This is a genomic window from Citrobacter portucalensis (assembly GCF_002042885.1).
Classification (GTDB): Bacteria; Pseudomonadota; Gammaproteobacteria; order Enterobacterales; family Enterobacteriaceae; genus Citrobacter; species Citrobacter portucalensis.
In genome coordinates this window covers 542,264-556,308 of sequence record NZ_MVFY01000001.1, presented here as the reverse complement: position 1 = coordinate 556,308, position 14,045 = coordinate 542,264, and the positions used below count along the sequence as shown (strand labels likewise).

Annotated in this window: 14 protein-coding genes; 8 read left to right on the top strand and 6 right to left on the bottom strand. The window is 50.0% G+C overall.

Annotated elements, in window-relative coordinates; all coding sequences use genetic code 11:
* The first annotated feature begins 220 nt into the window (after positions 1 to 220).
* The 3 genes from BZK40_RS02740 (at position 221) to acnA (ending at position 3,518) form a co-directional block, all read left to right on the top strand.
* The gene (locus BZK40_RS02740) at positions 221 to 361 is read left to right on the top strand and encodes a YmiA family putative membrane protein (RefSeq protein ID WP_213732144.1); all 141 of its coding nucleotides are present in this window, start codon (positions 221 to 223) and stop codon (positions 359 to 361) included.
* Positions 362 to 363: 2 nt separating this feature from the next.
* Positions 364 to 534, top strand: a complete 171-nt coding sequence (locus BZK40_RS24605; RefSeq protein WP_165612489.1) for a YciX family protein — start codon at positions 364 to 366, stop codon at positions 532 to 534.
* A 308-nt stretch (positions 535 to 842) separates the two neighbouring features.
* Complete coding sequence (gene acnA, locus BZK40_RS02735; RefSeq protein WP_079934111.1) at positions 843 to 3,518, top strand: aconitate hydratase AcnA; 2,676 nt, start codon at positions 843 to 845, stop codon at positions 3,516 to 3,518.
* A 49-nt stretch (positions 3,519 to 3,567) separates the two neighbouring features.
* On the opposite strand, the gene ribA is transcribed toward acnA, so the two are convergent.
* Positions 3,568 to 4,158, bottom strand: a complete 591-nt coding sequence (gene ribA, locus BZK40_RS02730) for a GTP cyclohydrolase II (protein ID WP_003020601.1) — start codon at positions 4,156 to 4,158, stop codon at positions 3,568 to 3,570.
* 201 nt (positions 4,159 to 4,359) lie between these two features.
* Here ribA and pgpB point away from each other — a divergent pair, with 201 nt between their 5' ends.
* The 5 genes from pgpB to yciH all read left to right on the top strand — a co-directional run bounded on the left by pgpB (position 4,360) and on the right by yciH (position 8,014).
* Entirely contained in the window at positions 4,360 to 5,124 is a 765-nt protein-coding gene (gene pgpB, locus BZK40_RS02725) for a phosphatidylglycerophosphatase B (RefSeq protein ID WP_003833318.1), read from the top strand.
* A gap of 149 nt (positions 5,125 to 5,273) precedes the next feature.
* Positions 5,274 to 5,582, top strand: a complete 309-nt coding sequence (locus tag BZK40_RS02720; RefSeq protein WP_003020595.1) for a LapA family protein — start codon at positions 5,274 to 5,276, stop codon at positions 5,580 to 5,582.
* A gap of 6 nt (positions 5,583 to 5,588) precedes the next feature.
* Complete coding sequence (gene lapB, locus BZK40_RS02715; protein WP_008784929.1) at positions 5,589 to 6,758, top strand: lipopolysaccharide assembly protein LapB; 1,170 nt, start codon at positions 5,589 to 5,591, stop codon at positions 6,756 to 6,758.
* Positions 6,759 to 6,949: 191 nt separating this feature from the next.
* Complete coding sequence (pyrF, locus tag BZK40_RS02710) at positions 6,950 to 7,687, top strand: orotidine-5'-phosphate decarboxylase (protein WP_020996371.1); 738 nt, start codon at positions 6,950 to 6,952, stop codon at positions 7,685 to 7,687.
* Positions 7,688 to 8,014, top strand: coding sequence for a stress response translation initiation inhibitor YciH (gene yciH / locus BZK40_RS02705; RefSeq protein WP_003833315.1), 327 nt, complete (start codon positions 7,688 to 7,690; stop codon positions 8,012 to 8,014). It abuts the gene before it with no gap.
* Positions 8,015 to 8,105: 91 nt separating this feature from the next.
* On the opposite strand, the gene osmB is transcribed toward yciH, so the two are convergent.
* The 5 genes from osmB to BZK40_RS02675 form a co-directional block, all read right to left on the bottom strand.
* A complete protein-coding gene (gene osmB / locus BZK40_RS02700; protein WP_003020583.1) occupies positions 8,106 to 8,324 on the bottom strand; it encodes an osmotically-inducible lipoprotein OsmB in 219 nt (72 codons plus the stop codon).
* Between the two features lie 268 nt (positions 8,325 to 8,592).
* Positions 8,593 to 9,345: a DNA-binding transcriptional regulator YciT gene (yciT, locus tag BZK40_RS02695; protein WP_003020580.1), complete on the bottom strand. Its 753-nt coding sequence runs from the start codon at positions 9,343 to 9,345 to the stop codon at positions 8,593 to 8,595.
* A gap of 95 nt (positions 9,346 to 9,440) precedes the next feature.
* Positions 9,441 to 9,623 carry a YciZ family protein gene (locus BZK40_RS02690; protein WP_003833313.1) on the bottom strand — a complete coding sequence of 61 codons (183 nt, stop codon included), beginning with the start codon at positions 9,621 to 9,623 and terminating at the stop codon, positions 9,441 to 9,443.
* Positions 9,624 to 9,806: 183 nt separating this feature from the next.
* Complete coding sequence (pdeR, locus tag BZK40_RS02680) at positions 9,807 to 11,798, bottom strand: cyclic di-GMP phosphodiesterase (protein ID WP_079934110.1); 1,992 nt, start codon at positions 11,796 to 11,798, stop codon at positions 9,807 to 9,809.
* A gap of 265 nt (positions 11,799 to 12,063) precedes the next feature.
* Entirely contained in the window at positions 12,064 to 13,998 is a 1,935-nt protein-coding gene (locus tag BZK40_RS02675) for an exoribonuclease II (protein WP_079934109.1), read from the bottom strand.
* Between the last annotated feature and the right edge of the window lie 47 nt (positions 13,999 to 14,045).

Sequence of the window (14,045 nt, the reverse complement as noted above, 5' to 3'; positions counted from 1 at the left end):
TATATTATTTATGGAAAAAGTTCTCTAAAGTAGTTTCAAATTAGTCAGCTTGCCAAAAATCACTCTCAAATATTCATAATTGATCAAACAATTGATTTATTTATCAGATCGAATCCGAAAATTAACTGGCTTTTTTTCGCCTTTTTTATTAGGATTTCTCCTATCTGATGATTAATTGTACCAATTGTTTGGTGCCTAAATGATAAGTGATTTCGATAGTATGAGGTTAGCGATGCCTTCAGGAAACCAGCCTGCACGCCGGGATCCCGCGATGAAACGTAAAGCCTGGTTCGCCGTGTTTCTTGGCTCTGCGATATTCTGGATTATTGTCGCACTCGTGGCCTGGAACGTGTGGGGGTAAGTATGTCCGCACCGGAGCAGCACTCTACCGTGACGCCAGCGTCTCATGACCATGAGCAAGAGAGCAAAACCGTAGCCGAGAAAGATCCAAAGATACCCGAATCCTGGAATCTTTCTCCTGAACAACGGGCGTTTATTGATCTGTTAACCGATGATGATAAACAGAAACAATAATTCGTACGTATTTTATAATAATAACGATTACCTAGTGGCCTTAAATATCGAATCGTTTATCCCATGTATTCACCATCAGCCACCTAATCAACGTATTATCGATTGCGCTATTGCCTGCTGAATATTCATCCTATTCATCTACACGGCTAGACCTTACTCCCTACCATTGACCTCACTTCGCGCTTTTGTATCGCGCGCTACTTTTATCAATTTGAGTTGTTATCAAAGCGTTACATTTTGTTTGTGTTATCTTTAATACTAACCCTGAGGAAATCAGGGGATCCAACCCTGTCATTTAAGGAGGAGCTATGTCGTCGACCCTACGAGAAGCCAGTAAGGACACATTGCAGGTTAAAGATAAAACCTACCGCTACTACAGTTTACCTCTGGCCGCTAAATCACTGGGTGATATCACCCGACTACCAAAATCGCTGAAAGTGTTACTGGAAAACCTGCTTCGTTGGCAGGATGGTAATTCCGTAACCGAAGATGATATTCATGCGCTCGCGCATTGGCTGAAGACTGCCCATGCCGATCGTGAAATTGCCTATCGACCCGCTCGTGTTCTGATGCAGGATTTTACCGGCGTGCCGGCGGTGGTCGATCTGGCCGCCATGCGCGAAGCGGTGAAACGTTTGGGCGGAGATACAGCAAAAGTGAATCCGCTTTCGCCAGTGGACCTTGTCATTGACCACTCGGTAACGGTGGACCGTTTTGGTGATGATGATGCTTTCGAAGAAAACGTACGCCTGGAAATGGAACGTAACCATGAGCGTTATGTGTTCCTGAAATGGGGACAGCAGGCATTTAGTCGCTTCAGCGTTGTGCCGCCGGGAACGGGGATTTGCCACCAGGTTAACCTTGAATACCTCGGCAAAGCCGTCTGGAGCGAGTTACAGGACGGTGAGTGGGTGGCTTACCCTGACACGTTGGTCGGAACCGATTCCCATACGACAATGATTAATGGTCTCGGTGTGCTGGGATGGGGCGTTGGAGGCATTGAGGCCGAAGCAGCAATGCTGGGTCAACCCGTCTCTATGCTTATCCCGGATGTTGTGGGCTTTAAACTGGTGGGCAAGCTGCGGGAAGGTATCACCGCGACTGACTTGGTTCTGACCGTCACCCAGATGCTGCGTAAGCACGGCGTGGTCGGTAAATTTGTTGAATTCTACGGTGATGGCCTGGACACCTTACCGCTGGCCGACCGGGCAACCATTGCGAATATGTCACCGGAATACGGCGCAACCTGCGGTTTCTTCCCGATCGATAGCATCACTCTTGAATATATGCGTCTGAGTGGGCGCAGTGAGGAGCAGGTTGAGCTGGTCAGCGCCTATGCCAAAGCGCAGGGCATGTGGCGTAATCCTGGGGATGAACCCGTATTTACCAGTTCACTGGAGCTGGATATGGGCAGTGTAGAAGCTAGCCTTGCCGGACCGAAGCGTCCGCAGGATCGGGTGGCACTGGCTGATGTCCCGAAAGCGTTTTCGGCGAGTAATGAACTCGAAGTGAATAGCTCGCTGAAAGATCGCCAGCCAGTGGACTATACAATGAACGGTCACCAGTACCAGCTGCCGGATGGTGCTGTGGTTATTGCAGCGATTACTTCCTGTACCAACACCTCTAACCCAAGCGTATTGATGGCGGCGGGGCTGCTGGCGAAAAAAGCAGTGACGCTGGGTCTGAAACGTCAGCCATGGGTGAAAGCCTCGCTGGCGCCAGGATCGAAGGTGGTGTCTGATTATCTGGCGCAGGCAGGGTTCACGCCGTACCTTGATGAGCTGGGATTTAACCTTGTAGGTTATGGCTGTACCACCTGTATCGGTAACTCGGGTCCGTTACCCGATCCTATCGAGACTGCTATCAAAAAAGGCGACCTCACCGTTGGTGCTGTGCTTTCCGGCAACCGAAACTTTGAGGGGCGTATCCATCCGCTCGTGAAGACCAACTGGTTAGCGTCTCCGCCGCTGGTGGTGGCCTATGCGCTGGCGGGGAATATGAATATCAATCTGACGAAAGATCCGTTAGGGCATGACAGAAAGGGCGATCCTGTATATCTGAAAGATATCTGGCCGACGGCTCAGGAAATTGCCCGTGCCGTGGAGCAGGTCTCTACCGCCATGTTCCATAAAGAGTATTCTGAAGTGTTTGAAGGCACGCCGGAATGGAAAGCAATCCAGGTTGATCGGGCTGATACCTATGGCTGGCAGTCTGACTCAACCTATATCCGCTTGTCGCCGTTCTTCGATGGTATGCAGGCGACGCCGGATCCGGTCCAGGACATTCATGGTGCGCGTATCCTTGCAATGCTTGGAGATTCCGTCACCACCGACCATATTTCTCCTGCCGGCAGTATCAAGCCGGATAGCCCGGCAGGTCGTTATCTGCAAAGCCACGGCGTGGAGCGTAAAGATTTTAACTCCTACGGTTCACGACGCGGGAATCATGAAGTGATGATGCGTGGCACCTTTGCCAATATTCGTATTCGCAATGAGATGGTACCCGGCGTGGAAGGTGGGATGACGCGTCATTTGCCGGGAACTGAGGTAGTGGCTATCTATGATGCGGCTATGCAATATCAACAGGAGAATATCCCTCTGGCGGTTATTGCCGGGAAAGAGTATGGCTCCGGCTCCAGCCGCGACTGGGCGGCGAAAGGCCCGCACTTGCTGGGGGTTCGCGTGGTTATCGCAGAGTCCTTTGAGCGTATTCACCGTTCTAACCTGATTGGTATGGGGATTTTACCGCTGGAATTCCCACAGGGCGTCACGCGTAAAACGCTGGGACTAACCGGTGAGGAAGCGATCGATATTACGGATCTGCAAAACATCAAACCGGGTGCAACAGTGCCGGTGAGTATGGTTCGCTCGGATGGACGTAAAGAGGTGGTTTTATGCCGCTGCCGTATCGATACCGCGACGGAGCTAACGTACTACCAAAACGATGGCATACTGCACTACGTGATTCGTAATATGTTGAGCTAGAATGTAAAAAGCCTGCAAGAGCAGGCTTTTTTATCGGCGGTAACAATTATTACTTGCCCAGCAAATGTCCCATCTTGGCGGCTTTGGTGTCCAGGTAATGTTCATTGTTCGGGTTACGACCCACAATCAGCGGCACGCGTTCAACAATGTTGATTCCAGCTTCGGTCAGAATTTCCACTTTTTTCGGGTTATTGGTCAGCAAACGAACTTCGTCCACACCAAGCAGCTTGAACATATCCGCACACAGCGTGAAATCACGCTCATCTGCCGCAAAGCCCAACTGATGGTTAGCTTCAACGGTATCATAACCCTGGTCCTGCAACGCGTAGGCGCGGATTTTATTGAGCAGGCCGATATTGCGTCCTTCCTGACGATGATAAAGCAGGATACCGCGCCCTTCTTCAGCAATATGGGTGAGAGCCGCTTCGAGCTGGAAACCGCAATCGCAACGCAGGCTAAACAATGCATCGCCAGTCAGACATTCGGAGTGGACACGCGCCAGGACAGGCGTTTGGCCTGTGATATCGCCAAAAACCAGTGCGACGTGATCGTGTCCGGTTGCCAGTTCTTCAAATCCCACCATCAGGAAATCACCCCAGGGGGTTGGCAGTTTGGCTTCTGCCACACGTTTAAGCTGCATGTAATTCTCCAGATTATGCTGGCACTGTCGTGCCGTCGCCTGTTGGCTTCTGTTCTATATTGCACTATTTTGCCATAAGGCAACGATGTTCACCTAATCGCGACAACGGATTCGCTTTTGGAATGGCACAAAATTGTCAATTTCCCCGGCATGCGCTTTTTTCAGTTATGATTGTGAGACTTATCGACGAAAGGAGAGGCAATGCTGTCAATTGCAAAGCGCACTGCGGTCGGGGCCGGGCTGCTACTTATTATGCCGGTTGCCGTATGGGTATCGGGCTGGAGCTGGCAGCCGGGACATAACGTTTGGTGGCTAAAATCTCTGTACTGGATAACGGAAACGGTGACGCAGCCGTGGGGTATTATCACTCACGTTGTTCTCTGTGCATGGTTTCTGTGGTGTCTGCGTTTTCGTCTGAAAGCTGCGGTAATGCTGTTTGCGATCCTGGCTGCGGCAATTTTAGTCGGTCAGGGCGTGAAGTCCTGGGTTAAAGACAGGGTGCAGGAACCTCGGCCCTTTGTCGTGTGGCTGGAAAAAACGCACCATATCCCTGTTGATGAGTTCTACACTTTAAAACGTAAAGATCGTGGTCACTTAGTTAAAGAGCAATTGGCCGAACAACAGGATATTCCGACGTTTCTACGTAAGCACTGGCAAAAAGAAACAGGGTTTGCCTTTCCGTCAGGGCATACGATGTTTGCCGCCAGTTGGGCTTTACTGGCTGTAGGGCTGTTATGGCCACGCCGACGTACGCTGACGATTGTGTTTTTACTTATCTGGGCTACGGGCGTTATGGGCAGCCGCTTGCTATTAGGCATGCACTGGCCCCGTGATTTGGTCGTTGCAACACTGATTTCATGGTTGCTGGTAACACTGGCGACATGGCTTGCGCAGCGGGTATGCGGACCATTAACGCCGCCTGTGCAGGAGGAAAAAGAAATCGCTCAGCGTGAACAAGAAAGTTAGCCATGATTGATTTTTCGAATTTTGCCCTTAAATCAGAAAGGGGAAAGCGCTTTTCCGTTTCGCACTCGTTGTGAAAATGGTAATTTAAAGGGCTCAACGCGGTAAGTTGTACACGATTTATTCGCTCAAACCACATAACGGGAAGTAATGTGAAATATTTACTCATTTTCTTACTGGTGTTGGCGATTTTTGTTATTTCGGTGACATTAGGTGCGCAAAACGATCAACAGGTTACGTTTAATTACCTGCTGGCTCAGGGCGAGTATCGTATCTCTACGCTGCTTGCTGTATTGTTTGCCGCAGGTTTCGCGATTGGTTGGTTAATTTGCGGCCTTTTCTGGCTGAAGGTTCGTGTGTCTCTTGCGCGTGCCGAACGTAAAATCAAACGACTGGAAAACCAGCTTACGCCTGCGACCGACGTTGCGGTTTCTGCCGATTCGTCGGTTGTGAAGGAATAATTATTTATGTTGGAGTTGTTGTTTCTGCTTTTGCCTGTAGCCGCTGCCTATGGGTGGTATATGGGTCGCAGAAGTGCGCAACAAACCAAGCAGGATGAAGCTAACCGTCTTTCCCGTGACTATGTCGCCGGGGTTAACTTCCTCCTGAGCAACCAACAAGACAAAGCGGTGGATCTGTTCCTCGATATGCTAAAAGAGGATACGGGCACCGTTGAGGCTCATCTCACCCTCGGAAACCTGTTTCGCTCGCGCGGTGAAGTCGACCGTGCAATCCGCATCCATCAAACGTTAATGGAAAGTGCTTCGCTAACCTACGAGCAGCGTTTGTTGGCCGTACAACAGCTGGGGCGCGACTACATGGCCGCAGGTCTGTACGACCGCGCGGAAGACATGTTTAATCAGCTTACCGATGAAACAGATTTTCGCGTCGGTGCATTACAGCAACTGCTGCAAATTTATCAGGCGACCAGCGAATGGCAGAAAGCGATTGATGTTGCAGAACGCCTGGTGAAGCTCGGTAAAGATAAACAACGTATCGAGATAGCTCACTTTTACTGCGAACTGGCCTTACAGCAGATGGGCAGCGACGATATGGATCGCGCCATGACGCTGTTGAAAAAAGGGGCTGCGGCAGACAAAAACAGTGCACGTGTTTCCATCATGATGGGCCGTGTGTACATGGTAAAAGGTGATTACGCGAAGGCCGTTGAAAGTCTGCAACGCGTGATTTCTCAGGATAAAGAACTGGTCAGCGAAACGCTGGAAATGCTGCAAAGCTGCTACCAGCATCTGGGGAAAAACGATGAGTGGGCCGAGTTTTTACGTCGGGCCGTTGAGGAGAATACTGGCGCCGCCGCAGAGCTGATGCTGGCCGATATTCTTGAAGCGCGTGAGGGGACTGATACCGCTCAGGTTTATATTACCCGCCAGCTACAACGCCATCCTACGATGCGCGTGTTCCACAAGTTGATGGATTACCATCTTAACGAAGCAGAAGAAGGGCGCGCGAAAGAGAGCCTGATGGTTCTGCGCGATATGGTTGGGGAGCAGGTGCGCAGCAAGCCGCGCTATCGTTGCCAGAAGTGCGGATTTACCGCATATACACTGTACTGGCACTGCCCATCCTGTCGCTCATGGTCAACCATTAAGCCTATTCGCGGACTTGATGGGCTGTAATTTTTAAAAAAAACTTTACTTTAGTTACAACATACTAATGATGTGTAACCAATCCATCCTCAACCTCCGTTGCCAAATTCGCCTGGTAGAAATGTAATCGCGCCTGTTAATTTTCTATTGCCGCAGGTAGAATGCACGCCGTTTACCCATTTTGCGCCGCCGATGGCGCCCATCCTCAGGAAGGTCTGGTCATGACGTTTACTGCTTCATCTTCTTCTCGTGCTGTTACTGATTCTCCTGTCGTTGTCGCTCTCGATTATTCCAATCGTGATAAAGCATTAGCTTTTGTCGACAGAATTGATCCTCGTGATTGCCGTTTAAAAGTGGGCAAAGAGATGTTCACGCTTTTTGGACCTCAGTTGGTTCGCGATTTACAACAGCGTGGCTTTGACGTTTTTCTTGATTTGAAATTTCATGATATTCCCAACACTACCGCACATGCCGTTGCGGCAGCTGCCGAGCTTGGCGTGTGGATGGTTAACGTTCATGCTTCAGGTGGGGCGCGTATGATGACCGCCGCACGTGAAGCCCTGGCGCCTTTTGGCAAGGATGCGCCGCTGCTGATTGCAGTAACAGTTCTGACCAGTATGGAAGCCAGCGATCTTGCCGACCTAGGCGTGACGTTGTCACCTGCGGAGCATGCGGAAAGGCTGGCGCGCTTAACCCAACATTGTGGTTTGGATGGCGTCGTATGCTCCGCGCAGGAAGCAGTGCGATTCAAGCAGGCATTTGGCCAGGCATTTAAACTGGTTACGCCGGGTATTCGCCCTGAAGGTAGCGAGGCAGGCGACCAGCGTCGCATTATGACGCCTGAACAGGCACAGTCAGCTGGCGTGGATTATATGGTTATTGGTCGTCCGGTCACACAGTCGGCAGATCCGGCTCAGACGCTGAAGATGATCAATGCCTCCCTGAAACGAGGTGCGTAAATGAACGACTCAAATTCTCGTCTGGTCTACTCAACTGACACCGGGCGTATTGATGAACCGAAAGCCGTCCCAGAGCGTCCCAAAGGCGACGGCATTGTCCGTATCCAGCGACAGACCAGTGGCCGCAAAGGTAAGGGCGTGTGCCTGATTACTGGAATAGATCAGGACGATGCTGAACTGACCAAATTAGCTGCGGAACTGAAGAAAAAATGTGGTTGCGGCGGGGCAGTGAAGGATGGCGTGATTGAGATACAGGGTGATAAACGCGATCTGATTAAATCGCTGCTGGAAGCCAAAGGAATGAAAGTTAAATTGGCTGGCGGTTAATAAAAAAAGCCACGGAATTTTTCCGTGGCTTTTTAATAATACAGACCTGAAAAAGTAAACGTATTATTATATCGAGCCGTTTAACCGTAAATTATTTACCCACCTGGTGGCCAATAATACCACCTACTGCAGCACCACCCAGCGTGCCCAGCGTGCTGCCGTCAGTCAGGACTGCACCACCGATTGCACCAGCACCAGCACCAATTGCGGTGTTACGGTCACGTTTGGACCAGTTAGAGCAGGCACTCAGCGACATTGCCAGAGTAATCGCCAAAATGGCAGCGGTCATTTTTTTGCTCGTTACTAACATAATACTTTCTCCTGAATTATTGATTCACGGAATCCAGTGTTCTTTAAGAGTAGCGCTAAATTTAGGCTAACGAAGATATTTCCGTGAAACCGTTTAGCGAAGGCATGACAAACACTATCCTGAGATTGGAGGTTCGTTCCTGTTATATCGCTAACATTAATTTTACGACTTAATCCTGTTAACGACAGGTAAAAAGTCTTAATTGGACTGTCAGATAACTCTCAGAGAGGGGATGATTTGCCGACTGACAAATCATCTGCTGAAGATTTTATGCGTGCGCATCAATGATATTGACGGTTAATCCTGAATGCTCGAGCTGCATTTGTACGCTGGCGCTGAGTCTGGAATCCGTGACTACGCGGCTGAATCGCTCTAATGGACCCAGCGTGTAAGGGTGAATGGCTTCGAATTTTGAGCTGTCAGTAAGTACAATAACTTCTGCACCTTTTTCCAGCACCGCGTTAACCACATCAGAACGCATCATGTCGCGTCCGGTGAAGCCGGTGTCAGCCTGCCAGCCATCAATGCCGATAAAGGCCTTGCTGAAGTGTACCTGCTGGATAAACTGGCGAGTTAAGGGCCCCACCATGCTTTCGCTTTTTTTCTGATAGATGCCGCCAAGGAGAATCACTTCGCAGGGGGTTTCTTTCAGCAGATGGGCTATATAACTGCTGACGGTAATGATGGTGACATCTTTTTGCTCCGCCAGCGTTCTGGCCAAGAGCGCATTGCTGCTGCCGTTTTCAATGAATACGGACTCGCCAGGGCTTACCAAAGATGCGGCAAATTCGGCCAGCTCACGCTTCAGCGTAAAATTAGTCATCATGCGCGTTTCCACATCATCACTGTTCAATGAAACGGCAAAACCGTGCGCACGGCGTAAATAACTCTGTTTTTCCAGTGTGTTCAGATCCTGTCGAATCGTCACTTCCGAGACACCGGTGATTTTTGCCAGTTCGGCAACGCTCATCTGACCTTTATCAGTCACCATCTGCAAAATAGATTGTTGTCGGGAATTCATAATATTAATTTTATTGCGATATCGTATCGGAAATTAAACGGAAACTGCTTCATACGCAGTTTGCTTATAGCAGCGACATTAAAGGGTTAATGTCATCAGATCTCCCAGGGAGCCTTGTGCTTTTTGGGCAAAGACTCGGCATCTTCTTTGGCCGTGTCTAGCAGCTCAGCCTTCAGAATTTCGAGATTGTGGATGGCTGAGTGGTAATCACCTGCAACGAGGATATCCAGCACAGTATCAATGCGTTCGGCCAGACGCTGAGCGTCGATATCAGACATGGTTATCATCCTAATAGCAATAGAGTTTGAATTTCATGATGCAGAATTTCATGGCAAAAGAGAAGGGAAAAATAGTATTAACTATCAATGATAGAAGAATATTATATATTCTGTGATTACATGCAGATAGGATCGTTACGTAATGTCCATTTATGGCTATTAATGACGTTTGATCCCACAGCATTAGCGCGTTTTTTTATTCAGATGTCGTCGATACCAACGTTCAAATGCAGCCGCTGGCATTGGTTTGGCAAACAAAAAACCCTGACGCTCGTTGACACCATTTTTGGTTAAAAACGCATCCTCTTTCGCGCTTTCAACACCTTCGGCGATGACCTGCAGATTGAGTGCCTGTGCGACCGCAACAATGGCACGTACCAGCGACTGCGAAATAGGTTGTTTGTGTACATCCCTGACAAAGGTCTGATCCAGTTTAATTGCATCAAGCGGGAAGCGGGCCAGTTGAGACAGTGACGAATATCCAGTACCAAAATCATCCAAATGGATTTGCGCCCCCAACTGGCTAAACTGCTGAATGACGGACAGTGCCAACTGCTCATTTTCAATCAAACTGCTTTCCGTTAACTCGACATCGATGGGGCAATATTCAAAGTCGAGTTCATGAAGCACCTGTTTGAGATCGGTAAATAGCGTCTGATCGGCGAGCTGGCGGGCAGAAACGTTTACCGCCACGCGCAGATTGATTCCCTTGGTGCGCCATTTTGCGACCTGACGCACAACGTCCAGAATAACCCAGCGACCCAGCGGAACGATAAGCCCTGACTCTTCGGCGTAGGAGATAAATTCCAGTGGTGGAATGAGGCCGCGTTCCGGAGACTGCCAGCGTACCAGTGCCTCCAGGCTGCGCACTTCGCCTCGCCAGGTTATCTTTGGCTGATAATGGATAACCAGTTGATCGTTTTCCAGCGCCTTGCGCAGGTTAGTATCCAGCCACAGGTATTCAAATACCCGCTGATTCATTTCCGGAGAGAAAACACAAAACTGTCCGCGGCCGCCTTCTTTCGCGGTGTACATGGCCGTATCGGCGTTACGAATGACGCTCTCGCAGTCCTGACCATGCTGTGGAGCAAGGGAAATACCAATAGAGCAGCCTGTATAGACTTCAATCAGGCCAATGCGAAAGGGCTGACGCAGGCGTGTCAGAATGCGCGATGCGGTAGCTTCCAGAGTGCTCTGGGACGTTTCGGTGGCAAGGACGATAAATTCATCACCGCCAAACCGAGCCAATAGCTGGTTGTCGTCAAGACAACTGAGGATTGCAAGCGACACACTCTGTAATAGCTGATCGCCAAACATATGCCCGTAGGCATCGTTCACCTTTTTGAAGTTATCCAGATCGAGATATACAATCCCAACCTGAGTATCACCTGCGTTCTCAATCGCGTCGCTTATCAGCTCATGAATGGCGTTACGGTTCGGTAATCCGGTGATGGAGTCGGTATTAGCCAACATACGCAGGCGTTCCTGCGCGCGGCGTTCTTCAGTGATATCGGTGCCGGAACAGATCAGAAATATTTCGTTCTTGCCGCTACCGTTATGTACAAACTTATTGCGAAAAAGAAACAGGCGCTGACCTTTGCAGGTCTTCACCCAACGTTCGACTTCATATGAGTTGCCTTCGCGAAAAAAGACCTCGATGTTGCGTCTGGAGGCTGCGGCTTCACGTCGACTCATAAACAGTGTGAATACGCTTTGGCCAATGACTTCACGTTCTCTGAGTCCGGTGTACTCTTCGCACAGACGGTTAAAACGCTGAATGTTGCCCATGCGGTCAAGAATGACAATAACGGAATTGGCTTCTGAAACCACCTGTTCGGCAAAAGAGAGACCTTGAGCCAGGTCGCGTGCGACGGAAGGGGTGTCATCCCAGGCTGATGCGCTGCCGGCCCATTCGCGCTTATTGATTTTCCGCCCGACCAAATGTACCGGAATATCGTCATCTTCAATGGGTAACGTCATCAACAGGCTTGACGTAATTACCGTCATCTCGCGAATGCGGTCGGCCTGCTCGGGTGATAATTCGATGGTCTGCTCAGCGTCTGCTGTTTCGTCAATAGAGAAATGCAGGATGTTGCAATCCTCTGACAAACGCCAGTAGGGGTTATGAGTGCCCACATAGCTATACAACGTAACCAGCTCCCGGACGTCTTTCATGATGTGTACTATCCCGTTTAAAGCGCATAAAGCCTCAAAAGTAAGGGTAGCCATGATTCATTCAGGGTGATTATGGCTGAACGTATTGTTTTATTTATATATTTATATGTAATCCAGAATCCATAAAAAGCAAAGCCAGCGGAACTGAAAAATAGTAAAAAAAAATTTTGACTGGATAAGAGAAGTGTAGTGTGTGGTTGAAATTTGGCCGCTAAAAAAAGAAAACGACCTTTCAAAAAAGAGAAAGGTCGTTGGATTTGTCAGTTTACGCTGCTGGACGCGCGATAACGCTACGGGTTTCCATGCGAACTTCGGCGATAGTTACGTCAATCACATCAGTGACTTTGTAAACCACTTCACCTTTGATTTGTACGGTACCACTTTCCTGGCTGCAGACCAGTTCATCACGCACGGCGTGCAGGAAGGGTGCAGGAATAAAGGCAACAGCGCCATTATCAACCAAACGTACGCGCATGCCGCCGCGGCTGACGTCGATGATCTCGGCCGCAAAGCGGGTGTCAGTTCCGGCTTTATCACTCAGGAAACGGGCGTATAGCCAGTCACCCACATCACGCTCAGCCATCCGGTTCAGGCGACGACGTTCTGCCATCTGCGCGGTGGTATCATCCTGAGGTCGGGCGACGGTTTCGCCTTTAATGACGGCCTTAAGCAGACGGTGGTTGATCATATCGCCGTACTTACGGATTGGGGAAGTCCAGGTGGCATATGCCTCCAGACCCAACCCAAAGTGTGGACCTGGCTCAATACTAATTTCAGCGTAAGACTGGAAGCGGCGAATTCGGCTGTCGAGGAAGCCGGATGGCTGTGCATCCAGTTCGCGGCGCAGTTTGCAGAAACCTTCCAGTGTCAGTACTTCTTCGGCATCGACGTGCATACCGTGGGTTTTCAGCAGCGCGGCCAGAGCGTCGGCGTTGGCCGGGTCGAATCCCATATGGACGTTATAAATACCGAAGCCCAGCTTGTCGCGAAGCACACGGGCGGCGCAAATATTTGCCGCAATCATGGATTCTTCCACGATACGGTTTGCGATGCGGCGTGGCTCAGCGACGATGTCCAGTACTTCACCTTTTTCACCGAGAACGAAACGGTAATCCGGGCGATCTTTAAAGACCAGCGCGTGGTTATGACGCCACTCTCCTCGGCTCAGGCAAATACGGTGTAGCAGACGGATTTGTTCCGCAATCGCGTCGTTTTCTGGTTGCCACTCGCCAGTACCTTCCAGCCAGTCGGAAACATTGTCATAGGCCAGCTTCGCTTTAGACTCGATGGTTGCGGCGAAGAAGGTGATGTTGTCTTCAATCGTGCCATCGGCGGTAATGCTCATACGACAAGCTAAAACCGGGCGCACTTCGTTCGCGCGCAGAGAGCAGAGATCGTCAGACAATTCGCGTGGTAACATCGGGATATTGAACCCCGGTAAATAATTGGTGAACGCGCGAATTTTTGCCGTTTTATCCAGCTTGCTGTCTTCTGCAATCCAGGCTGTTGGGTCGGCAATGGCGACGGTTAATTGTAGCGTGCCGTCAGCTTGTTCTTCAGCATACAGCGCATCGTCCATATCTTCGGTGCTGGCGCTGTCGATGGTGACGAAATTGAGGGCGGTTAAATCTTCACGAACCAGGCCTTCGTCCAGCATTTCGGTTGCTACACCGTCTGGTGCTTCTTTTTCCAGATTATGGCGTGCCAGTGTGACCCACCACGGGACAAAGTGGTCATCAGCAAAAGTGATAAATTGGGTTAACTCGGCGTAGAAGGTGCGATCGCCTTTCAGCGGATGGCGGCGCATTTCTGCAACAGCCCAGTCGCCTTCTTTAAATTCATGTTCAACGCCGCGGGCTGCACGACAAGGAATAGCATCTTTCAGTAACGGATGATCCGGCACAATGGACAGACGGTCATTTTTGCCCTGAACTTTACCCACGAAGCGCGTCAGGAAGGGTTCGATCAGTTCTTCCGGCTCAGCAGACTCACGATCTTTTTCTGTATGGATAACCGCAACAATACGGTCGCCATGCATCACTTTTTTCATCTGCGGCGGTGGAATGAAATAGCTTTTTTGTGCATCGACTTCCAGGAAGCCAAAGCCTTTTTCCGTGGCTTTTACCACCCCTTCAGCACGTGGCGTCTGGGAATGTAGTTGCTGTTTAAGCTGCGCTAGCAGCGGGTTGTCCTGAAGCATAATTGTCTATTTTCGTGGCTAAAAGAGCGGCTGACAGTTTTACGCGA

Excerpts from the sequence above, each read along its gene's own strand:
- osmB (WP_003020583.1), bottom strand. The coding sequence starts at position 8,324 with ATGTTAGTAACGAGCAAAAAAATGACCGCTGCCATTTTGGCGATTACT.
- pyrF (WP_020996371.1), top strand. The coding sequence starts at position 6,950 with ATGACGTTTACTGCTTCATCTTCTTCTCGTGCTGTTACTGATTCTCCT.
- pdeR (WP_079934110.1), bottom strand. The coding sequence starts at position 11,798 with ATGAAAGACGTCCGGGAGCTGGTTACGTTGTATAGCTATGTGGGCACT.
- yciT (WP_003020580.1), bottom strand. The coding sequence starts at position 9,345 with ATGAATTCCCGACAACAATCTATTTTGCAGATGGTGACTGATAAAGGT.
- pgpB (WP_003833318.1), top strand. The coding sequence starts at position 4,360 with ATGCTGTCAATTGCAAAGCGCACTGCGGTCGGGGCCGGGCTGCTACTT.
- ribA (WP_003020601.1), bottom strand. The coding sequence starts at position 4,158 with ATGCAGCTTAAACGTGTGGCAGAAGCCAAACTGCCAACCCCCTGGGGT.
- BZK40_RS02740 (WP_213732144.1), top strand. The coding sequence starts at position 221 with ATGAGGTTAGCGATGCCTTCAGGAAACCAGCCTGCACGCCGGGATCCC.
- BZK40_RS24605 (WP_165612489.1), top strand. The coding sequence starts at position 364 with ATGTCCGCACCGGAGCAGCACTCTACCGTGACGCCAGCGTCTCATGAC.
- acnA (WP_079934111.1), top strand. The coding sequence starts at position 843 with ATGTCGTCGACCCTACGAGAAGCCAGTAAGGACACATTGCAGGTTAAA.
- BZK40_RS02675 (WP_079934109.1), bottom strand. The coding sequence starts at position 13,998 with ATGCTTCAGGACAACCCGCTGCTAGCGCAGCTTAAACAGCAACTACAT.
- BZK40_RS02690 (WP_003833313.1), bottom strand. The coding sequence starts at position 9,623 with ATGTCTGATATCGACGCTCAGCGTCTGGCCGAACGCATTGATACTGTG.
- lapB (WP_008784929.1), top strand. The coding sequence starts at position 5,589 with ATGTTGGAGTTGTTGTTTCTGCTTTTGCCTGTAGCCGCTGCCTATGGG.
- yciH (WP_003833315.1), top strand. The coding sequence starts at position 7,688 with ATGAACGACTCAAATTCTCGTCTGGTCTACTCAACTGACACCGGGCGT.